General features: G+C 59.1%; 24 protein-coding genes. 12 read left to right on the top strand and 12 right to left on the bottom strand.

Annotation, left to right across the window (positions count from 1 at the left end):
- Positions 1-24: 24 nt before the first annotated feature.
- The 5 genes from PH558_RS02510 to PH558_RS02490 all read right to left on the bottom strand — a co-directional run bounded on the left by PH558_RS02510 (position 25) and on the right by PH558_RS02490 (position 5,325).
- A complete protein-coding gene (locus tag PH558_RS02510; RefSeq protein WP_095435562.1) occupies positions 25-900 on the bottom strand; it encodes a carbohydrate ABC transporter permease in 876 nt (291 codons plus the stop codon).
- 1 nt (position 901) lies between these two features.
- On the bottom strand, positions 902-1,807 hold the full coding sequence (locus PH558_RS02505) for a carbohydrate ABC transporter permease (protein ID WP_095435563.1): 906 nt from the start codon (positions 1,805-1,807) through the stop codon (positions 902-904).
- Positions 1,808-1,878: 71 nt separating this feature from the next.
- Positions 1,879-3,147, bottom strand: a complete 1,269-nt coding sequence (locus tag PH558_RS02500) for an ABC transporter substrate-binding protein (RefSeq protein WP_285201974.1) — start codon at positions 3,145-3,147, stop codon at positions 1,879-1,881.
- A 236-nt stretch (positions 3,148-3,383) separates the two neighbouring features.
- On the bottom strand, positions 3,384-4,277 hold the full coding sequence (locus tag PH558_RS02495) for a sugar phosphate isomerase/epimerase family protein (protein WP_285201973.1): 894 nt from the start codon (positions 4,275-4,277) through the stop codon (positions 3,384-3,386).
- A 7-nt stretch (positions 4,278-4,284) separates the two neighbouring features.
- Positions 4,285-5,325: a Gfo/Idh/MocA family protein gene (locus PH558_RS02490; RefSeq protein ID WP_285201972.1), complete on the bottom strand. Its 1,041-nt coding sequence runs from the start codon at positions 5,323-5,325 to the stop codon at positions 4,285-4,287.
- A 136-nt stretch (positions 5,326-5,461) separates the two neighbouring features.
- On the opposite strand from PH558_RS02490, the gene PH558_RS02485 reads away from it, so the two are divergent.
- The 3 genes from PH558_RS02485 (at position 5,462) to PH558_RS02475 (ending at position 7,369) form a co-directional block, all read left to right on the top strand.
- Positions 5,462-6,505: a substrate-binding domain-containing protein gene (locus PH558_RS02485; RefSeq protein WP_285201971.1), complete on the top strand. Its 1,044-nt coding sequence runs from the start codon at positions 5,462-5,464 to the stop codon at positions 6,503-6,505.
- An 89-nt stretch (positions 6,506-6,594) separates the two neighbouring features.
- Positions 6,595-6,984: a group II truncated hemoglobin gene (locus PH558_RS02480; RefSeq protein WP_285201970.1), complete on the top strand. Its 390-nt coding sequence runs from the start codon at positions 6,595-6,597 to the stop codon at positions 6,982-6,984.
- 7 nt (positions 6,985-6,991) lie between these two features.
- Positions 6,992-7,369 (top strand): DUF423 domain-containing protein, encoded by a 378-nt coding sequence (locus PH558_RS02475; protein ID WP_285201969.1) that lies wholly within the window; start codon positions 6,992-6,994, stop codon positions 7,367-7,369.
- A 34-nt stretch (positions 7,370-7,403) separates the two neighbouring features.
- Here PH558_RS02475 and hmuQ read toward each other — a convergent pair whose 3' ends face one another.
- The 5 genes from hmuQ to PH558_RS02450 all read right to left on the bottom strand — a co-directional run bounded on the left by hmuQ (position 7,404) and on the right by PH558_RS02450 (position 10,236).
- Entirely contained in the window at positions 7,404-7,718 is a 315-nt protein-coding gene (gene hmuQ / locus PH558_RS02470) for a heme-degrading protein HmuQ (protein ID WP_113395443.1), read from the bottom strand.
- 18 nt (positions 7,719-7,736) lie between these two features.
- Positions 7,737-8,015 (bottom strand): hypothetical protein, encoded by a 279-nt coding sequence (locus PH558_RS02465; RefSeq protein WP_285201968.1) that lies wholly within the window; start codon positions 8,013-8,015, stop codon positions 7,737-7,739.
- Positions 8,012-8,410, bottom strand: a complete 399-nt coding sequence (locus tag PH558_RS02460) for a DUF2325 domain-containing protein (RefSeq protein WP_095435572.1) — start codon at positions 8,408-8,410, stop codon at positions 8,012-8,014. Before PH558_RS02460 ends, PH558_RS02465 begins: the two co-directional genes overlap by 4 nt.
- Before the next feature lie 122 nt (positions 8,411-8,532).
- Positions 8,533-9,753: a TonB family protein gene (locus PH558_RS02455; protein ID WP_285201967.1), complete on the bottom strand. Its 1,221-nt coding sequence runs from the start codon at positions 9,751-9,753 to the stop codon at positions 8,533-8,535.
- A gap of 30 nt (positions 9,754-9,783) precedes the next feature.
- Positions 9,784-10,236: a hypothetical protein gene (locus PH558_RS02450; RefSeq protein WP_095436334.1), complete on the bottom strand. Its 453-nt coding sequence runs from the start codon at positions 10,234-10,236 to the stop codon at positions 9,784-9,786.
- 191 nt (positions 10,237-10,427) lie between these two features.
- Between PH558_RS02450 and hemP the strand changes: the two genes are divergently transcribed.
- From hemP to PH558_RS02415, 7 genes are all read left to right on the top strand, one after another.
- Positions 10,428-10,601, top strand: coding sequence for a hemin uptake protein HemP (gene hemP / locus PH558_RS02445; RefSeq protein WP_285202723.1), 174 nt, complete (start codon positions 10,428-10,430; stop codon positions 10,599-10,601).
- Between the two features lie 9 nt (positions 10,602-10,610).
- On the top strand, positions 10,611-11,666 hold the full coding sequence (locus tag PH558_RS02440; protein ID WP_285201966.1) for a hemin-degrading factor: 1,056 nt from the start codon (positions 10,611-10,613) through the stop codon (positions 11,664-11,666).
- A gap of 10 nt (positions 11,667-11,676) precedes the next feature.
- On the top strand, positions 11,677-12,612 hold the full coding sequence (locus tag PH558_RS02435) for a heme/hemin ABC transporter substrate-binding protein (RefSeq protein WP_285201965.1): 936 nt from the start codon (positions 11,677-11,679) through the stop codon (positions 12,610-12,612).
- Positions 12,613-12,631: 19 nt separating this feature from the next.
- Positions 12,632-13,723: a FecCD family ABC transporter permease gene (locus tag PH558_RS02430; RefSeq protein WP_483314127.1), complete on the top strand. Its 1,092-nt coding sequence runs from the start codon at positions 12,632-12,634 to the stop codon at positions 13,721-13,723.
- 7 nt (positions 13,724-13,730) lie between these two features.
- Entirely contained in the window at positions 13,731-14,522 is a 792-nt protein-coding gene (locus PH558_RS02425) for a heme ABC transporter ATP-binding protein (RefSeq protein ID WP_285201964.1), read from the top strand.
- 162 nt (positions 14,523-14,684) lie between these two features.
- A complete protein-coding gene (locus PH558_RS02420) occupies positions 14,685-15,035 on the top strand; it encodes a glycine zipper domain-containing protein (protein WP_095436335.1) in 351 nt (116 codons plus the stop codon).
- Between the two features lie 9 nt (positions 15,036-15,044).
- Positions 15,045-15,449 (top strand): hypothetical protein, encoded by a 405-nt coding sequence (locus PH558_RS02415; RefSeq protein ID WP_285201963.1) that lies wholly within the window; start codon positions 15,045-15,047, stop codon positions 15,447-15,449.
- Between the two features lie 96 nt (positions 15,450-15,545).
- Here the strand turns inward: PH558_RS02415 and PH558_RS02410 are convergent, their stop codons facing one another.
- Together PH558_RS02410 and PH558_RS02405 are read right to left on the bottom strand one after the other, a co-directional pair.
- Complete coding sequence (locus PH558_RS02410) at positions 15,546-16,097, bottom strand: RNA polymerase sigma factor (RefSeq protein ID WP_004107036.1); 552 nt, start codon at positions 16,095-16,097, stop codon at positions 15,546-15,548.
- Positions 16,098-16,108: 11 nt separating this feature from the next.
- Positions 16,109-16,315: a NepR family anti-sigma factor gene (locus PH558_RS02405; RefSeq protein WP_069611679.1), complete on the bottom strand. Its 207-nt coding sequence runs from the start codon at positions 16,313-16,315 to the stop codon at positions 16,109-16,111.
- Positions 16,316-16,567: 252 nt separating this feature from the next.
- On the opposite strand from PH558_RS02405, the gene PH558_RS02400 reads away from it, so the two are divergent.
- Together PH558_RS02400 and PH558_RS02395 are read left to right on the top strand one after the other, a co-directional pair.
- Entirely contained in the window at positions 16,568-17,362 is a 795-nt protein-coding gene (locus PH558_RS02400) for a response regulator (RefSeq protein ID WP_095435578.1), read from the top strand.
- 147 nt (positions 17,363-17,509) lie between these two features.
- Positions 17,510-18,541: a sensor histidine kinase gene (locus tag PH558_RS02395; protein ID WP_285201962.1), complete on the top strand. Its 1,032-nt coding sequence runs from the start codon at positions 17,510-17,512 to the stop codon at positions 18,539-18,541.
- Positions 18,542-18,995: the final 454 nt, after the last annotated feature.

The raw sequence follows: 18,995 nt of genomic DNA, 5'->3' as shown, positions 1-18,995 counted from the left end.
CGCCGAACGGGGCTTCCGCATTGGTTATTTGACGGCACCGACCGCGACACCGCGCGTCAGGGTCCGCTGGAAAATAAGGAAGAAGATGATCGTAGGCGTTATGCCGAGCAGCGAAGCCGCGGCAATTGCCGTCGGGTCCTGCGTATTGGCGCCCGTCAGCACGCCCATAGCAACCGAGATGGTTTGATTGTTGTTGGAAACGAGGAATACTAGCGGGATCAGAAACTCGTTCCAGGTCCAGATGAAGAAGAAGGTCGCGAGCACTGCAAGCGTCGGCCTGAGCACCGGCACGATCACCATCCAGAGGATCTGCCAGCGGCTGGCATTGTCGATCTGTGCCGCCTCGATGATCTCCCGCGGGAAGGTCGCCAGCACCGAAGACAAAAGATAGGTCCCGAATGCGGTATGCAGCACGCCAATGATCAGGATAACCGAGAGCATCGAGTCGAACAGTCCGACCTGCTTTGACATATAGTAGAGCGGATAGACCAAAGCCTCCTGCGGCGCCATGATGGATATCAACAGGAGGACGAGAACCCCTTGCCCTCCTCGCACGCGCCCTATGCCGATGGCATAGGCATTCAGCAGGCTAAGGACGACGGCCAGAATGGCGGTGCATCCGCTGATGAGAACGCTGTTGAAGAGCTTCCGGGGAAAATCGACGGTCGCCCAGAAATTCTTGAGCGCCGTCAGGTCGAAGCTGCGCGGAAGAGCAAGCGGACCGTTGGCGGCATAGTCGGAAGGCGTCTTGATGGCGTTGACTGCTGCGAGAAAGAACGGAAAGAGCGTGCCGGCGAGGAAAACCAGGAGAATGCCTAGAACGACCCAGCGGCCGAAGCCGCTTCTTACGCGATGCTCCGTCGAAACGGTGTGTGTGGAAATCGAGGATGCTGTTGCCATCTCAATGCCCTCCTTCGGCCTGCTTCGACTGCATACGCAGGAAAACGATGCCGAGTATGATGGTCATCACCGTCTGCAACGTCGCGATGGCTGCCGCGTATCCGACGCGGTTCGTCGTGAAGAAATGGTAGTATGACAGATAGGATGGAACCGTCGTCGCATTGTCCGGCCCACCTGACGTCAGCACATAGATCGGCGCGAAGACCTTGAGCGCCGCGATCAGCGTCGTCAGCGCGACGACAAAGATTTCAGGCATCAGCATCGGAATGGTAATGGCGCGAAAACGCGCGAACCAGCTCGCATTGTCGAGCTCGGCAGCCTCGTAGAGAGAAGGATCGACGCGAGCCAATCCGGACATGAACACGACCAGGCAATAGCCCACCTGCACCCAGACGATAACGGCCGAAACTGCCCACAGCGCATAAGTGGCATCCCCCAGCCAGTTCTTCGCCATGAAATCGAGGCCGATTGCCTTCAGCACCGCATTGATGATGCCGATGGGGTTGAGAATCCACGCCCAAAGCACGCCGGCTGCTGTCAGCGGCAGGATCTGCGGCAGGTAGAAGCCTGCGCGAAAGAAACTCGACCATGTCTGGCTGAATTGCGCACTGATATAATCAAACAGCACCGCCGCCAGCACCAGCCCCAATATGATGGGCACGATCGTCATCGAGATGATGAACAGCAGCGTATGTTGGATGGAACCCCAGAAAGCCGCATCGTGAAGCAGCCGCTGGTAATTCTCAAAGCCAACATATCGCGGCGGAATGACGCCGCCCTTCCATGTCGTAAAGCTGATGGCGAAATTGGCAATCAGCGGAACGAGCACGATAAGAACAAACCCCAGCACGCCGGGGATCATATAGAGATAGTACCCCGCCCTGCCGGCGCTCTTCGACTTATCCATCGAAATCCTCCAGTCCGATACGGCAAGGCGGCATGAAAGCCGTCTTGCCGTTGTGATTGTCGCCGATGGTGTTACTGCGCCGCCTGCACGTCGTCGTAGGCCTTCTTCAGACGCTCCGCGAACTGATCAGGCGTGGTCGAACCGTTGACAAGACCCGTGGTCGCCTGGATCAGCAGTTCGTAATAGCCGGGCACCGGCCAGTCCGGGTAGAAGCCAAGACCGCCCTTGCTGGAGATCTGGTTGAAGAGTTCGACATTGCGCTTGCCGACTTCGTCGGTAACCGTGGCCGGATCGGCGGCGATGGCAACGCCACCGAGATTGGCCTGCAGGTTCTGGTTTTCCTTGCTCAGGACGAGATCGATGAACTCGTAGGAGAGGTCCTTGTTCTTGGCACTCTTCGGCACCATGAACAGGTTGCCGGTCGAACCCACACTGTACTTCGGGGTCGGGAAGATGAACTGGCTCCACTTGAAGGTCTTGATCGAACTCGCGAAGTTGCCGTTATTCCAGGTGCCGCTGACGAACATCGGCGCTGTGCCCGACGAGAAGAGATTGTCGGCGCCGCCGGTACCCTTCAGGCCGGTCGAATCCTTTGAAATGTAACCCTTGCTCACCCAGTCGGCGATCTTCTGCGCGGCGAACAGGAAGGGTTTGGTATCGAGCGGTGCCTTGAGGCCCTGATAGTTCTTGACCCAGGTGTCGTCAGCCTGCGTCAGCGCCAGCGTATAGACCAGATGCTGTGCGTTGGAATCCACCGTACCATAGGCAAGCGGCGTAATGCCCTTCTTCTTGAAAATGTCCAGCGCAGCTTCGAACTCGTCCAGCGTGGTGGGCACTTTCACGCCGTTGGCCTGGAACATGTCGATATTGTAGAAAACCGAAACGAATTCGCCATAGACCGGAATGCCGATGATCGGGCCTGAACCGTAGATGCCGTTGCCATCGTATTTGCTGAGCTGGCTATTGGTTTCGTTGAGGATTTTGTCCCAGCCGCGCGATTTGAATTGATCGTCGAGCGGCGTCAGCAGGCCCTGCGAGGCGACGAGACCTGCAGTGGCATTGCCCTTGTTGTATTCAAGCACATCCGGCGCCTGATCCGAATTGAGGATGAGGCTGCCAGCCTTCTGCAATTGCTCGAATGTCTTCTGTTCGAAATTGATCGTGACGTCGGGATGCTTGGCTTTCAGCTCTTCGAGCGCCTTGGTCCATGCCTTGGCCTGCGAAGTGTCCGGCAGTTCGAACCACCAGACGTTAAATGTCTTGCTCTGGGCTTGCGCCACACCGGCAGCCAACAGAAGCGACATGCCGGCTGTGATCGCCAGCTTCGAAAAAATATTCATATATTCTCCTCCACCATGCGAACCGTGACGGTATCTGTCCGATGACATGGCCCGCGCTGCCATCGGCGTTTTCCTCTTATCTGCACCAAGCGCCCGCCTGTCACATGGGACAAGGAGCGGACGCTCGGCAGTTCCTCCGTTTGGGTACCCGTCCTGCCCGAAACATCAGACGCTCCGGGCACTTCATTAACGCACAACTCGCTTCCTAAATCGATGCAGATTCGCAAATGCGCGCTTTACTCGACGAAATCACCACCCCGGCTTCTCTTGAGATAGTTCAGGCCGTGAACCTGGCCAGTCATTTCGAGCGCATCGCGATAAACCGGGTCATGCCAGCCCTCGATATCGATGGAACCGGACCAGCCGGCCAAGCGCAGCTCGGAAATGATGTCGGTCCAGTTGCTGTCACCAAAGCCCGGCGTGCGCATGAAGACGAACTTCTCCTTGCCGAAGATGCCGTGCTCCTTGATGACGTCCCAACGGATAGTTGCATCCTTACCGTGGACGTGGAAAATCTTCTTCGCCCATTTGCGGATCTGCGGCAGCGGCTCGATTAGATAGACCATCTGATGGCAAGGCTCCCATTCCAGGCCGAGATTGTCGTCCGGAGTCTCGTTGAACATCAGTTCCCAGGCATCCGGATTATGCGCGATGTTCCAATCGCCGGTCGCCCAGTTGCCGTCCATGGCGCAGTTTTCGAAGGCGATTTTGATGCCCTTGTCGGCAGCACGCTTGGCAAGTTCGCTCCAGATCTGCTTATAGCGCGGCAGACTGTCGGTGAGCGGCTGGTTACGGATACGGCCGGTGAAGCCGGCAACGCAGGTCGCGCCAAAATGATGGGCGTTGTCGATGCAATCCTTCCAGCCCTGCAGCGTCTGCAGGTCCATCTCGCGCTCTTCGAGCGGATTGCCGAACATGCCGAGAGTCGAGATCGTGATGTCGCGGTCGCCGATGGCCTCGCGGCAGCGCTTGCCGAGCTCCGCAAGGTTCTGACCGTTGGTCGTCTGCCAGAAGAAGGGCTCGAAGCTCTCGAAGCCGAGATCAGCGATCTTGGCGATATTCTGGGCTGCATCCTCGTTCGTCGCCCTGATCATCGTGCCGATGCGGATGGCCTTTGCCGGATTTGTCATGATGTCATTATCCTTGTGCTGAAATGTCGACGCGCCGGCCGGTCTTGGCGCTCTCGATCGCGCCTAAGACCATCGCCAGGCTGCGAATGTTGTCAGAGCTCGCCGTTTCCGGCGGCTTGCCCGTTTTGATCGCTTCGATGAAGGAGGCAATGACACTGGCATGGCCATGCGTCTCCTCCTCATGCTTCGGTCCGGGAACCTCGATCGGCGTAAAGCCGTGCAGCAGACCCGGCTCGTTGCCGGCAACGGCGGCCTCGAAATTCTCTTCACCATCCCAGGTTAGCATGCCCTTGCTGCCGGTAAGCCGCCACTCACTTTCCCAGCTCGTGCGCCGGCCTTCGGCACACCAGGAACCGCGATAGCTGAAGACGACATCATCGGAGAAATCGAAGAGCGCATGCGCCGAGGCGCCATGCTTGTACCAGGAGCCTCCCGGATTCTTTTCGATGCAATAGACCGAAAGCGGCACCTTGCCGGAGACGAAGCGGGCGGCATCGAAGGTGTGGATCGCCATATCGAGTAGCAGCACATTGTCCATTTCTTCGCGGAAGCCGCCGAAATGCGGCCCCAGGAAGAAATCGCAATGAACGCCCGTCAGCGCGCCGATCGCCCCCTCCTCCACGAAACGTCGCAGCCGACGGATACCGGAGATAAAGCGGCGGTTCTGGATGATGGCATGGATCTTGCCGGCTTCAGCAGCCAGATCGATCAGCGCTGCGCCCTCGGCGAGCGACGTCGCCATCGGCTTTTCGCTCAGCACATGACAGCCAGCCTTCAGCGCCGTGGACACGACGCCGAAGCGCGCAGCCGGAATGACGATATCGAAGACCAGATCCGCCTTGGTCGCAGCAATGACCTCCGCGAGGTCGGAGCCGATGACGGCCCCGTCGAGTGAGAATTCTTTCGCAAGATTTTCAGCGGTCGCTCGATTGAGATCGACCAGGCCGACAATCTGAATAGATTCGACAAGCGCCGCCGTCGAGGTGATGGCCCTGAGCCAGCCCTTGGACATAGCTCCGCACCCGCACAAAATGGCATTAAATTTCACGATGTCCTCCAGCGGGCGGTGCGTAAACCCCTCACGACACGCGCTCCGTAAACGTTTACGATACTATGCGAAAAGATTTTCCTGTGTCAATAGAGGAGGACTATGGAAAATGGCGCATGGAGGAAAACTGCGGCCGATGAAGGGAATTCGTCAGCTTGCCGAGCATCTCGATATTTCGATCGGCACGGTATCACGCGCATTGAACGGCAAGCCTGATGTCAATGAGGAGACCCGCAAGCGCGTTCTCGCCGCTGCCGAGCAGCTCGGCTATGTCGCCAACCAATCCGGCCGCAGCCTGCGGCAGGGCACGACGAATGTTATTGGCCTGATGATCCAGTCCAGCCGGGAAACAGTTGAAAACAGCGACAATTTCTTTCTGACGGTGACGGGTGGGCTGCAGAGCGTATTCTCGCGCCACAAGCTCGATCTCATCATGCTCCCTTGCCCGCATGACGAAGACCCTTACGAATATCTGAAGCGCATGGTGGCGAGACGGATCGTGGATGCGCTCATCATTTCGGAGACACAACGCGTCGACAAGCGCTTCGATCTGCTCGCCAAGGCCAAGATTCCCTTCGCAGCGCTTGGCCGCAGCCTGTCAGGCACGCAGCACCCCTGGGCCGACCTCGATTTTGATGGCGTCGCCAATGCCGCCGTCGACCGGCTCGTCGCGCATGGACATCGTCGCATCGCCATCAGCGCGCCGGCAAGCGACATCAATCTCGGCATCATCTTCGTGGAAGGCTATCGCCGGGCGCTGGAGCGGCACGGCATCGCCTATGACCCTGCACTGGTCCTTCGCGCCAAATCGAGCGAACAGGGTGGTTACCAGGTTGGCGACGAATTGCTGAAGCTGCAAGATAGGCCGACCGCAGTGATCCTGATCTACGAATTGATGGCGATCGGCCTCTATCGCCGCCTCATGGAAGCCGGCATCGTTCCAGGTCGCAACATTGCCGTCGTCAGCTTCCGCGAGGCGCCGCGCGCCAAATTCCTGCAGCCGGCGCTGACCTGCTTCCGCACCTCTGTGCACGATCTTGGCGTCGAGTTGGCGGAAATTTTGCTCTCCAGCATGCCCGCCTATAGCCACGAATACCCCAGGAAGACACACCAGACGGTGTGGCCGCTCGAACTCATTCCCGGCGAAAGCGACGCATTCCAGCTGACAACAGCAAAATAACCAGCGCCGAAACGCCGCACTGACCGCTTCGGCGGTTGCGGCTTTGCCCGTGAGTTGCCATGTAGGACATCGCAAACAGGGGCTTGGGCTTGAGCGAAGAAACCATCACACTCTACGAAGCGATCGGCGGCGACCGAACCGTACGGGCGTTGACTGCGCGCTTTTACGAACTGATGGATACGCTGCCGGAGGCGGCCAATTGCCGCGCCGTGCACCCGCCGAGCCTCGAAGGCTCGCGGGAGAAATTCTATGAATATCTGACCGGTTATCTCGGCGGGCCGCAGCTCTACATCGAGAAGCGCGGCCATCCGCGCCTGCGCAGCCGGCATTTCGTCGCCGCCATCGGCCCGAAGGAGCGCGACGAATGGCTGCTGTGCTTCCGCCGCGCCATGGACGAAACCATCGAAAACGAAAAGCTGCGGACCATCATCTGGGAGCCGGTCGAGCGTTTGGCTTTCCACATGCAGAACAGGGAATGAGGAAAACATGAGCATCGGCGCCTTAATCCGTCCGGCCACCCTGTTTATCGCCGGCATTCTCGGCGGTGGCGGTGTGGCACTGGCCGCAGCAGCGACTCATGGCGGCGACACGCATTTCCTCGGTGCAGCCTCCACCATGAGCCTCGCCCACGCCCCTGCCCTCCTGGCGCTTTATGCCGGCTATGACCGTATCCGCACCGCGCCGATTGCGGCTGTCCTGCTGGGATTGGGAACGCTGATCTTCGCCGGTGATCTCATCAACAGGCATTTCGGCGGCGGCTCGCTGTTTCCGATGGCCGCTCCGACGGGCGGAATGGGCATGATCGCCGGCTGGGCGGCGATTGCGCTCGGCGCTTTCTTCAGAACCGGTGCAACCAAGGCCTGAGAAAAGCTATTTTACCGAGGTAGGCGACGCTGTCTCAAATCCCCGGAACGACAGCAAAGCCTTCGAATTGCGGCGGCCCCCAATAGAGGCGCTTGTTATCGGCAGCATTGCGGTGCGCCATGCGAAAATGCTCGGATTTCGTCCAGTTGATGAAAGCTTCTTCGCTGTGCCAGGTCGTGTGCGAGGAAAACAGCGTATAGCCCTCCTCCAAGCTGGATTTACCGCGCAGGAGACGGAACTCAAGAAAACCAGGCACTTCCGATAGGCGTGAATCGCGGCCCCTCCAGACCTCTTCGAATTCGCCCTCCAAACCGATGACGACCTTGAAGCGGTTCATGGCGATGTACATGGCAACCTCGTTCGGCGATCAGACCTTCTTTCGACGGGCGACAGTCTTATCCACGGCAGGCGCAAAGGCAACGACATTTGCGCCATTGCGGCTCGCTGCATCGAATGGCTGCTCCGGTGCCTCTCCCGGCTGCCGCGTCTTCCAGGCGGGAAATGTCGCGACATTTGCTGCCCGCCGTTGCTCCTCGGCGCGGCGCATCAGCAATTCATAGAGTTCGGGCACCAGCCCATCGCTGTTCTGTGCGGCCAGCTTGTGCAGGCCGATCAGCATGAACCCGTCAGGGCCATCATCGATCATCTTGAAGCGTCTCGTTCTTTCATGGTCTGCAGCGCCCGCTCGAGGCTGGATTTGCTGCCGTTGCGCAAGGGAATGAACGCCTTGCCGAACTTCTTGCAGCCCGTCTTCACCCGCAGGCAAGCATCATGGCTGATGCAATCGATCGGGCAGAACACACAGTCGACCGATGGTAGCACCGTGTCGATGCGAGAAACCGCTTCACGAAGACCGCCATCGTGGTGGATCAGTTCGGCACCGAAATTGCTGGCAATCTGGCGAAGATGCGCCACCTGACAATCGCGACCGCCCACATAGAGGAAGCTACGCACATCGAGAGTGGATTTCCCGGAAACCTGCACCGTTGTCTGCGCTTCGCGGCTCTCGCGACCAGAATCCCTCTTCCCCTTACGCGCCATGCATCACCCGTTTGCTGGTTGCTCTTCCACGCTCGATTCCACCGAGCGTGAGGCGACCTTAGTAAACATGAGTTTTGTAGTAAAGTATAAAGTTGAGAATTTTTATCATATTTTATGGCCAGTCAGCCACGTATCAAGAATGGGATCGTAAATGGCATGCTCGAAACACCAAACTCGCTAGGAATGGGAGAGCACGACCCAACACCCCGCAACGCGACGAGCACCGCCTGGTCGACATTCGAATTGCCCGAACTGACTGAAATTGTGGGAGACGACACGCGACCAGATGCATCAACCCTGAAGCGCGTTACCACCGTCGCATTGTTGCCTCTGGCTGAAATCCCTCTGATTGCGCGCCTGATGCAAGCTTGTATTTTGCCCGCATAGTCGGATCTGGCAGCGTTACCTGCACCGGCACGCCGCGCGCTTGCCTGTGAATTATTATCCGATTGCGCCGCTTCGGTCCCGTCGACAGAGCCCTTCTTCGAATTCTCGGCGCTCTCGCCTTGCGATCCCGATTTCACCTTCCCGACTTTTGCGACCGGCTTCTTCACTTCCTTCAGCCGTTCAACTGGCTTTGGCTTCTCCACCGGCGTCACAACCTCAGGCGGAGGCTCTATCGGCTGAGCTTCGGCAACCTGACTATCAACAGGTTGCACCGGTTCGGCGGGCTGGATGACCGCCGTCTCGGCCGGCGCCTGCGTCGCCAAAATCTGCGGCTGCTCGGGTGCGACTGCAGTGGGCTGGGTCTGCTCAATGGGCTCGACGGGCTCGGCCGTTTGAACCTGCTGCGTCTCCACTGCTTGCGGCTGAACGACATCCGGCTGCGGCGGTTGCGCCTGTTCGGGCGTGACTTCGGTCGGCTGCACCGTCTGCGGCTGCACGGCTTCGGCGGTCACCTGTTCTGGCTCAGTCTGCGGGGTTTCCTCACCCGCAGCCATCTGATCGGCATCGGAATTGCCGATCATGATGACACTGACGGTATCGCCCGCCTCTTCCTGCGCTTCTTCCGGCGTGGCGACGAAGGTAAACAGCAGCGCAATAACGATAACGGCATGGAACAGGCAGGATCCCACGCCGGAGAAAAGCAGCGACGTCTTGCGCTCGGCAACCGTTTCTCGCGCCCTCTCAGGCAGCGCGTCCATCGGCAGGTGCTCCGCCGCCTCAACCGGCGAAGCCTCCGCCGGATGATCCGGATAGGAGCTGATCTGAGTGAAACGACTGTAATGCGCCACAACCTCGGCCGCCGGTGGTCGGGGCACGCCCTCGAGGCCGGTCAGTTCGTGGCCCGGCAGCACGCTCGGATAGTTGTCATTCAAGCCGCCGTTGGCACGGCGTTCCATGGAAACTTTCGCCGAGCGCATTGCCATGGTTCAGCCTTCGAAAGGAACAGATGTCTGCGAGCGCGTAGCTAGAGCGGCCTTGCACTCACCCGCCGCCGGACCATCGCAGACCGGCGTGTCATTGATGATGATGCGGGAAACCGTTTCGCACTTGACGCCCGGCATATCGAATTGCCGCACCCGCTTCTTGCCGAGTGGCAGGTCGCGGAAATCAAGCACCGTAACCCGGTCGACGGCATTCTTGTCGTTGAAGAAAGCAAGCTCGAAAGAGATCTTGGTGATCGGCGTCGCCATATCGTTTTCGGCAACGAATGTCATCATGCATCCCTTCGGCGAGGGAGCCAATGCATTGAGCTCGACGGTGAGCTTGTGCGCAGTCGATGTGGGTGCCGCGGAACTTGCATCCTGAGCGAAAGCAGAAACAGAAGATGCCGCGGCAAATAGCCCGGAGGCGACGAGCGCCAAGATCGTTTTCGTCAGCATCGACATGTCTCCTGTATGTGTTGACGCCGCTCGCCCGACCAGCGTGGCCTTGGCGTGTATCGTCGAAATTTTAAACTTGACTCTATAGGTCTCCTATTGTGTGTTTATGAAACCATGAGTAAGAGAGTCAAGATAAATTTGGCCGCACGACGGTTCGGCCCCCGATGAATTTTCAGGCAAAATTAAACAGGATGATTGCTGAGAAGACCCCTACGCCGCCGGTGCAATGCATGGCCGCACCGCAGATACGAGTTGTCGAGAGCACGGATATTTTCCGGGGCCAGACCGAAATCATGATCAAGCACGAGGGCGTCATCTACCGCATGAAGATTACACGCCAAGGCAAACTCATACTCAACAAATAGGCATGACAGATGAATAAGACGAGCCGCCCGACCCCCGCCGAAATTCGCGCTTTCCGCGCCGAGAACCCGAAGATGCGCGAACGCGACATCGCTGCCCGCCTCGAGATTTCCGAAGCGGCGCTCGTCGCGGCCGAAGTCGGCATTTCGGCCCTCCGCATCGATGCCAGCGTCGATCGCTTCCTGGAGCGGATCGCCTCGCTCGGCGAAATCATGGCGCTGTCGCGCAACGAAAGCGCCGTGCATGAGAAAATCGGCGTCTATGAGAACATGAAATTCGGCGCGCAGGCGGCGATCGTGCTTGGCGAGAATATCGACCTGCGCATCTTTCCCAAACGCTGGGTCCATGGCTTTGCCGTCACCAAGACCGATGGCGATCAGAAGAGGCTCAGCCTGCAATTCTTCGACAAGGCCGGCGATGCCGTCCACAAGGTGCATCTGCGCCCCGATTCGAATGTCGAAGCCTATCACGCCATGGTCGCAGAGCTGCGCATCGAAGACCAGTCGCAGGAATTCGTCGAAGATCGTTCCGGTTACGACAACGGCGCGACGGATGGCGATGTCAACCGCGACGAGCTGCGCGACCACTGGAGTCGCATGACCGATACGCACGAATTCTTCGGTATGCTGAAGAAACTGAAGATCGGCCGCCAGGACGCGATCCGCACCGTCGGCGACGATTATGCGTGGAAGCTGGATACCGGCGCCGTCGCAGAGATGATGCACGCCTGCGTGCGCGAGGGCCTGCCGATCATGTGCTTCGTCGCCAATGAAGGAACGGTGCAGATCCACTCCGGCCCGATCTACAACGTGCAGACCATGGGTCCCTGGATCAATGTCATGGACCCGACCTTCCATCTGCACCTGCGGCTGGATCACATTGCTGAGGCATGGGTGGTGCGCAAGCCGACCAAGGACGGCCACGTCACCTCGCTCGAGGCCTACAACGCCCAGGGCGAGATGATTATCCAGTTCTTCGGCAAGCGGAAAGAAGGCTTCGATGAGCGCCCAGATTGGCGCGCCATCCTGGAGAGCCTGACGAGATCAGGCACCAGCGTTGCCGCGTGAGAGATGGTTCATGACGATGTTTAAGAACTTGAAGCGCATCAGGCCGTGCGAGGTCGCACTCACCATGGTGGTGATGATTCTGCCGCTTGTGCCTGCCAATCCGATCGCCGGGCTCGGCGGCTTCGTGCGTCACGCGCACGCCGCCGAAACGGCCAAGGCGCCGGATACCTCGCGCCTCGTCTCCATCGGCGGCGATGTGACAGAGATCGTCTATGCGCTCGGTGAAGAAAAGCGGCTCATCGCCCGCGATTCCACCAGCCTTTATCCGAAGGAAGCGACCAAGCTTCCCGATGTCGGCTATATGCGCGCGCTATCGCCGGAAGGCATCCTGGCCGTCAATCCGACCGCCATCATTGCCGTCGAAGGCTCCGGCCCGCCGGAAGCGCTGGCCGTGTTGCGCAATGCCAGCCTGCCTTTCGAGACCGTACCACAGACCTACGATCGCGACGGCATTCTGAAGAAGATCGAAGTCGTCGGCGCGCTGCTCGGCGTGCCGGATAAGGCCAAGGTCCTGGAAGGCAAGGTCGCCGCCGATCTCGACGCGGCCATCAATGATTCCGCCAAGCGTCCGGAGGCCGAGCGCAAGCGCGTCCTTTTCGTGCTCAGCAACCAGAACGGCAAGATCATGGCCTCAGGCACCGATACGGCCGCCGACGGCATTATCAAGCTCACGGGCGCCACCAACGCGATCAGCGGCTTCTCCGGCTACAAATCGGTGACGGATGAAGCGATCATCGAAGCCAAGCCGGACGTGATCCTGATCATGGATCGCGAAGGGCCGCTGTCGATGTCGAACGAGGACCTCCTGAAGCAGCCAGCCATTTCACTGACGCCCGCCGCGAGCCACAAGGCGGTCGTGCGCATGGACGGCCTGCACCTGCTCGGCTTCGGACCACGGACGGCCAGCGCCATTCGCGAGCTGAACGCGGCGATCTACGGGGGCTGACGTGGCATTCAACGATGCCATGGCCGGGCTGAAGCAGATGTCGCAAACCACGGCACGCCGACGCGAGGGGGATCGCAGCACGCTTGCGATCTTCGTCATCGCCAGCCTCGTAGTGGTTTCGGCAGCGGCCTTTCTGTTTTCGATCACGACAGGGGCGTCGAATGCTTCGGTCATCGATGTCGTAACGGGCATACTGACGGGCAGCACGGAAAGCACGCTTGGCATCCGCGACCGCATCGTCATTTTCGACATTCGTCTGCCCCGCGCCGTCCTCGGCTTCCTGATCGGCGGCGGGCTGGCGGTTTCGGGTACTGTCATGCAGGGCCTTTTCCGCAATCCGCTGGCCGATCCCGGCCTGATCGGCGTATCTGCGGGTTCCAGCCTCGGCGCCGTTGCCATGATCGTCCTCGGCGCAGGCGCGCTTGCCCCTCTCGCGCATCTCTTCGGGATCTTTTCCCTACCGATCGCCGCCTTCATCGGCGGTCTGACAACGACGATATTGCTTTATAAGGTTGCGACCCGATACGGGCAGACTTCGATCGCGACCATGCTGCTGGCCGGCATCGCGCTCGGTTCGCTTGCACTGGCGGCAACCGGAATCCTCATCTACATGGCCGACGACCGGCAGCTGCGCGACCTGACCTTCTGGAGCATGGGATCGCTGGCGGGCTCGACCTGGAGCAAGGTCGCAGGTGCCGGCCCGATCATCCTCCTTTCGCTTCTGCCCCTTCCCTTCATGGCGCGCGGGCTGAATGCGCTGACGCTCGGCGAGGCGGCCGCTTTCCACATGGGGATATCTGTGCAGCGGCTGAAGAATATCGCCATCGTCAGCGTAGCTGCGGCGGTCGGCGCCTCCGTCGCCGTCAGCGGCGGCATAGGCTTCATCGGTATCGTCGTACCGCATATCCTGCGCATGGTCATCGGCCCCGACCACCGTTTCCTGCTGCCGGCCTCAGCGCTGCTGGGCGGCTCGCTGCTGGTCGTTGCCGATGTGGTTGCCCGAACCATCGTTTCTCCGGCTGAGTTGCCGATCGGCATTCTGACGGCCGGTGTTGGCGGTCCCTTCTTCCTGTGGATGCTGCTCAGGCAGCGCTCGCGCCTCAGCCTGTGAGTTCGCGATGATCGATGTCTCCAATCTGAGCGTCCGGCTTGCCGGTAAACCGGTCGTGCAGGATATATCCTTCACAGCCGAGGCTGGCACGCTGACCGCCATTTGCGGGCCGAACGGCTCCGGCAAGACCACGACGATGAAAGCCATCTCAGGCGAGCTCGCCTATAGCGGCGGCATCCATATGAACGGCGTCGACGTCAAGGCCCTGGAGCCATGGCAGCTTGCTGAAATGCGTGGCGTCCTGCCGCAGGCAAGCGCGATATCCTTTCCCTTCACCGTCCGCGAGATCGTACGCATGGGCCTGACAAGCGGCCGCAACAGCCAACCGGAGCAGGCCAATCGTATCGCGACGGAGGCGCTTGCCGCCGTCGATCTCGGCGGATTCGAAGGCCGCTTCTATCAGGAGCTTTCCGGCGGCGAACAGCAGCGCGTGCAGCTCGCGCGCGTGCTCTGCCAGATTTCCGAGCCCGTCATCGACGGCAAGCCTTGCTGGCTGCTGCTCGACGAACCTGTTTCCAGCCTCGACATCAGCCATCAGCTCACCATCATGACGCTTGCACGGCAATTCTGCCGGCGTGGCGGCGGCGTCATCGCCGTCATGCACGATCTCAACCTGACCGCGCTTTTTGCCGACCGGATGATCCTGCTAAAGAACGGTCGGCTGCAGGCCACGGGATCGATCAAGGACGTGCTGACGGACCAGCACCTGCAGCATGTCTTCGGCTGCAACCTGAGCGTCAACCGCGTTCCCGCCGATGGCGCCCCCTTCGTTCTCGCCCATAGCGCACTGCTCGACTGACGCCGCACCTCCGCACATCCGGAACTTTTTATTGCATCCGCGCGTTGAGATGACGCGGTCGGAATCGATGTTCCGAGCGTGGAATGTTCTGGTGTGTCGGAGAATTCCCGATCACCACGAAAACAGGTGCCCAAGGGCGCCCAAAGCGAAAGGGAGCTGAACATGGCCACATCCTTCCTCCATTCGACGCGCGGCAAGCGCAATGGCGGCAGCCTGCACGATGTCGAAGCAACCATCGAAGAACAGATCGAGTCGCTGCGCGAAGAAGTTGCGGCCTTTGCCAAGCTGATCGGCGAGAATGGTGCAAAGCACGGCAAGAAATGGCGCGCAAGTGCCGAATCGGGACTTGATGATCTCACGGTCCGCGGCGAAGAATTGCTGCAGGATTTGCAGCGCGGCTATGCAAGGGGCTCGCGTGAAGTGCGCCGAACCGTGCGCCAGCATCCAGTCGCCACCATCGGCGCGGCTGCCGCCTTCGGCCTTGCCGTCGCTCTGCTTCTGTCTCGCCGCTAGGGTGGCGGGATGATCGCTCCGATCCTCGGCCTGCTTCTGTCAGGCACATTCAACCGCACCGTTGCGCGGACCAAGCGCAACGGTATTTTCATTGCCATCGCCACCCTCCTGCTGCTGACGGCCTATGCCTTCGCTTTGGTCGCGGCTGCCATCTGGCTTGCGACGATCTATGGAGCTGCGGTTTCGGCGCTGCTGATAGCGGCAGGCGCGCTCTTGCTCGGCCTGATCGTGCTCGTCATCATGGTAATCATCGACAGGCAGGAACAGCGCAGAGCCCGCGAACGTCGGCTGGCAATGGAATCGATGGCAGCCGCTGCCCTCGGCCTCGTACGCAAGCAGCCGCTGATGACCGCCGCCGTTGCTGCTGCCCTCCTCTTCGGCAACCTGTTTTCATCGAGCGACGAAGACGATTGAGCCGCTGAGCGTGCCGCACGAAAGCGGCCGCGACTGAAAAAGAGAAGTTGCACGGAGTGTAAAATGAAAAGCCCGATCGGAGGACCGGGCTTTTTGTCAGAAGGCGAATGCCTTGGAGGTCAGCGGCGCCGAAGTGGCATCCGGGCCGAAATCGGCCTCACCGGAAATATCCAACAATTCCTGCAGCCGTTGGCGCGCGCGGTTGACGCGGCTCTTGATGGTGCCGACTGCGCAGCCGCAAATCTCGGCCGCCTCCTCATAGGAAAATCCGGATGCGCCCACCAGGATGATGGCTTCACGCTGATCGGGCGGCAGCTGATCCAATGCCTTGCGGAAGTCCTGCAGGTCGACGGCGCCATATTGCGAGGGATGTGTCGCCATCGATTCAGTGAATACGCCGTCGCTGTCCTGCACTTCACGGCCACTCTTGCGCATCTGGCTGTAGAGTTCGTTACGCAGGATGGTGAAGAGCCAGGCCTTCATATTGGTGCCCATCTCGAAGTGATCCTGCTTCGCCCAGGCTTTCATGATCGTGTCCTGAACGAGATCGTCGGCTCGATCGTGGCGGCCCGTCAGAGAAATGGCAAAGGCTCGGAGGCTAGGCAGGGCGGCGAGAAGTTCGCGCTTGAAGCTCGTTTGCGTTTCCATGGCGCCACCTCCTATTCGGAGACCTTTGCGGAAGCCAAGCGTTCGGCTTGATCGAGCTTCTCCAAAAGATCCAGGAAGCGATCAGGAATGGCTTCGTCCTGCATGGCGGCATAGAACGAACGGAGCCGGTTGCCGATCTGATTGTTGGGGTCGAGGATATCCATCGCACGCAGGTCCGATGCCTTCTTGTCTGCGTCCTCGTGATTCTGGATGGTCATTTGGCCTGCTCGCTTCTCAATTGTCTCGCGTTCATGGATAAGGCACGCCCCGTTTGGGAGAGCGGTTGACCTCATTCAAAACAGTTGCCTAACGAATCGTAAAGGTTGAGGTCGACCGATTGTAAGCATTGTAATGCGACTGCCTAAAAAAAGTTCCGGCAAAGAGGAACTTTTTTACTCAACTGACGTTTGTTAGTCATTGCGGCCTCTGGGCTGTATTTAATTAGAATTTGATAAAGGCGGGAGCCATTGATGACACTTTCCACACGCATTGCGCCGCATCTTCCGTATTTGCGGCGTTATTCACGTGCTTTGACCGGAACGCAGACGTCGGGGGACGCCTATGTTGCTGCGGTTTTGGAAGCCATCATCGCCGACATATCCATCTTTCCGGACACGGACAGCGACCGTGTCGCCCTCTATAAACTGTTCACGAAGCTGTTCGGTTCCGTGACACTTCAGATTCCTGAACCAGCCTCTCCTTTCGCCTGGGAACAGCGCGCATCCGTAAACCTTTCCAAGGTCTCGCCGCTTGCGCGTCAGGCTTTCCTGCTCGCATCTGTCGAAAGTTTCCGCCTCGGCGAGATCGCCGATATCCTCGATGTCTCCGAAAGCGATGCCATGCACCTGCTCGATACCGCCTCCCACGAAATCTCGCGCCAGGTGGCAACGGATATCATGATCATCGAGGATGAGCCGCTGATCGCAATGGACATCGAGCAAATGGTGGAGAGCCTCGGGCACCGCGTCACCGGCATTGCCCGCACCCACGCCGAAGCCGTCGCGCTCTATAATGCGACGAAGCCGAGCATGGTGCTTGCCGACATCCAGCTCGCCGACGGCAGCTCAGGCATCGACGCCGTCAACGATATCCTCAAGACCGCCAGCATACCCGTCATCTTCATCACCGCCTTCCCCGAGCGGCTTCTGACCGGTGAGCGGCCGGAGCCAACCTTCCTCGTGACCAAGCCTTTCAATCCAGACATGGTTAAGGCTCTCATCAGCCAGGCACTCTTCTTTAACGAAACCACAAAGGTGGCCGCCTGATTCAAGTGAAAACCCCGTGGCGGAACAAAGACTTTAACCGGGCGTTCGGGTTCGAAACGGCCGGTTTACCGACTGTTATCCGGGGCGATTCTATAGGTCGGTTCAAGTTGTTACGAGTGAGAATGCCCTATCGGCGGGGTTCTCGAAATGCGTGTGAAAGGCAAGCCGGTGAATACGTCTGAACCATTACCCGGCGCGCCTTTGAGCTTGGAAGGCAAAGCCGCTCTGATGGAGCGGGCGCTTGCGAGCGCCAGTGTGTCCATCCTGTTCCAGGATGTAAATCTTTCGATCCGCTATGCCGACAATCTGCCGGAACACCTGCAGTCGTCTGTCGTCATGGGCGGCAATGACTCGCATCTCTTCGGAGAAAAGGATGGCGAGCACCTTTTGCGTTTGAAACGGGGGGTGCTCGAAAGCGGCAAGCCAGCAACCGCCGAGGTCGAGATCGCCAGCGGCGACGGCGCACGGATCTACGAGCTGAAAATGGAACGCATCGGCGGGCGCAAGCCGCAGGGCGTGTTGTCCGTCATCTCCGAAATCACCGAGAGCCGCCATCGCGAAAAAGTGCTGAAGTCGCTGCTGCGTGAACTGTCGCATCGCTCCAAGAACCTGCTGGCCATCATACAGGGTATCGCCACGCAGACCGCCCGCCACACACTTTCAGTCGACAATTTCCTCATCAAATTCCGCGGCCGTCTGCAATCCCTGTCGAATTCCCAGGATCTCATCACGGATTCCAGCTGGCGCGGTGCATATTTGTTCGAACTGGCGGAAAAGCAGTTCGCCCCCTATTGGCCCGATGCAGGCGTGCCCATGCCGATCTACGGCATCAATGCGCATCTGACGCCCAATGCTGCCGTGCATCTGGGGCTTGCTCTGCATGAGCTCATCGTCAACTCCGCCTCGCATGGCGCCATCTCGACCGGCGCCACCAGCATCACGCTGAATTGCAAGGAAGCCGAGCTCGACGGCAAGAAGGCGATTGAGGTTGCCTGGTCTGAGCGTTTCTACGCGCCCATTGACCATGAATTCGAGGACAATAGCTTCAGCCGCACGGTGCTCGAGCGCGTCGTGCCGACGTCCATGAATGGCCGCGCAGATTTCGCCATTGACGACGGCAGCATCGGCTATCGGCTCACCATTCCCGAAACTGAGTATGAAATCCTGAGACGCCGCTGAAGCGGGCGGCGAGAACAAAATAAAACAGCCAGTGCGAGGGCGGCGCACTGGCTGCTTTGCACTCATCGGGAGGGGACCGTGAGTAGAGTCCTGAGACGTATTGGGCGTGCATCAGGAGATGCGATCATCATCAGGACATCGACATAACGATGCTGGAAAGCCTTGGTTCCACCCAGATCCAAAAAAATTCATCAGCTTTTTACATTTCAACACAACCTCTGACATGGCGTCCCTCCAATCGCAGACAGACGCTCTCAGTCATTGTGATGTTTCAGACCTTTCCGAACCGCCTACGGAAAAGAAGAAAAAACTATTTAAATCAAATGGTTAATATAAAAATTCCAGTGATCGAAATGTTCTCATTCCCCCACAGGAGAGCCTATCGAAGCACGCTTTGCCATCAAAATTTTACCGTTTGATAAATTTTTTAAGCTGAGTTACCGTTCCAGTCCTA

The organism is Rhizobium pantanalense, from assembly GCF_030182525.1.
Classification (GTDB): domain Bacteria; phylum Pseudomonadota; class Alphaproteobacteria; order Rhizobiales; family Rhizobiaceae; genus Rhizobium.
Note: the sequence above shows the minus strand (reverse complement) of the source record. Positions and strands in the feature narration are given on the sequence as shown.

Coding starts and splice junctions, on each gene's coding strand:
- PH558_RS02410 (WP_004107036.1), bottom strand. CDS start 16,097: ATGGAAACGCAAACGAGCTTCAAGCGCGAACTTCTCGCCGCCCTGCCT.
- PH558_RS02485 (WP_285201971.1), top strand. CDS start 5,462: ATGAAGGGAATTCGTCAGCTTGCCGAGCATCTCGATATTTCGATCGGC.
- PH558_RS02475 (WP_285201969.1), top strand. CDS start 6,992: ATGAGCATCGGCGCCTTAATCCGTCCGGCCACCCTGTTTATCGCCGGC.
- PH558_RS02435 (WP_285201965.1), top strand. CDS start 11,677: ATGACGATGTTTAAGAACTTGAAGCGCATCAGGCCGTGCGAGGTCGCA.
- PH558_RS02450 (WP_095436334.1), bottom strand. CDS start 10,236: ATGCTGACGAAAACGATCTTGGCGCTCGTCGCCTCCGGGCTATTTGCC.
- PH558_RS02460 (WP_095435572.1), bottom strand. CDS start 8,410: ATGGCGCGTAAGGGGAAGAGGGATTCTGGTCGCGAGAGCCGCGAAGCG.
- hmuQ (WP_113395443.1), bottom strand. CDS start 7,718: ATGTACATCGCCATGAACCGCTTCAAGGTCGTCATCGGTTTGGAGGGC.
- PH558_RS02395 (WP_285201962.1), top strand. CDS start 17,510: ATGCGTGTGAAAGGCAAGCCGGTGAATACGTCTGAACCATTACCCGGC.
- PH558_RS02505 (WP_095435563.1), bottom strand. CDS start 1,807: ATGGATAAGTCGAAGAGCGCCGGCAGGGCGGGGTACTATCTCTATATG.
- PH558_RS02425 (WP_285201964.1), top strand. CDS start 13,731: ATGATCGATGTCTCCAATCTGAGCGTCCGGCTTGCCGGTAAACCGGTC.
- hemP (WP_285202723.1), top strand. CDS start 10,428: ATGATTGCTGAGAAGACCCCTACGCCGCCGGTGCAATGCATGGCCGCA.
- PH558_RS02495 (WP_285201973.1), bottom strand. CDS start 4,277: ATGACAAATCCGGCAAAGGCCATCCGCATCGGCACGATGATCAGGGCG.
- PH558_RS02415 (WP_285201963.1), top strand. CDS start 15,045: ATGATCGCTCCGATCCTCGGCCTGCTTCTGTCAGGCACATTCAACCGC.
- PH558_RS02400 (WP_095435578.1), top strand. CDS start 16,568: ATGACACTTTCCACACGCATTGCGCCGCATCTTCCGTATTTGCGGCGT.
- PH558_RS02455 (WP_285201967.1), bottom strand. CDS start 9,753: ATGGAACGCCGTGCCAACGGCGGCTTGAATGACAACTATCCGAGCGTG.
- PH558_RS02405 (WP_069611679.1), bottom strand. CDS start 16,315: ATGACCATCCAGAATCACGAGGACGCAGACAAGAAGGCATCGGACCTG.
- PH558_RS02440 (WP_285201966.1), top strand. CDS start 10,611: ATGAATAAGACGAGCCGCCCGACCCCCGCCGAAATTCGCGCTTTCCGC.
- PH558_RS02420 (WP_095436335.1), top strand. CDS start 14,685: ATGGCCACATCCTTCCTCCATTCGACGCGCGGCAAGCGCAATGGCGGC.
- PH558_RS02510 (WP_095435562.1), bottom strand. CDS start 900: ATGGCAACAGCATCCTCGATTTCCACACACACCGTTTCGACGGAGCAT.
- PH558_RS02430 (WP_483314127.1), top strand. CDS start 12,632: ATGGCCGGGCTGAAGCAGATGTCGCAAACCACGGCACGCCGACGCGAG.
- PH558_RS02465 (WP_285201968.1), bottom strand. CDS start 8,015: ATGATCGATGATGGCCCTGACGGGTTCATGCTGATCGGCCTGCACAAG.
- PH558_RS02500 (WP_285201974.1), bottom strand. CDS start 3,147: ATGAATATTTTTTCGAAGCTGGCGATCACAGCCGGCATGTCGCTTCTG.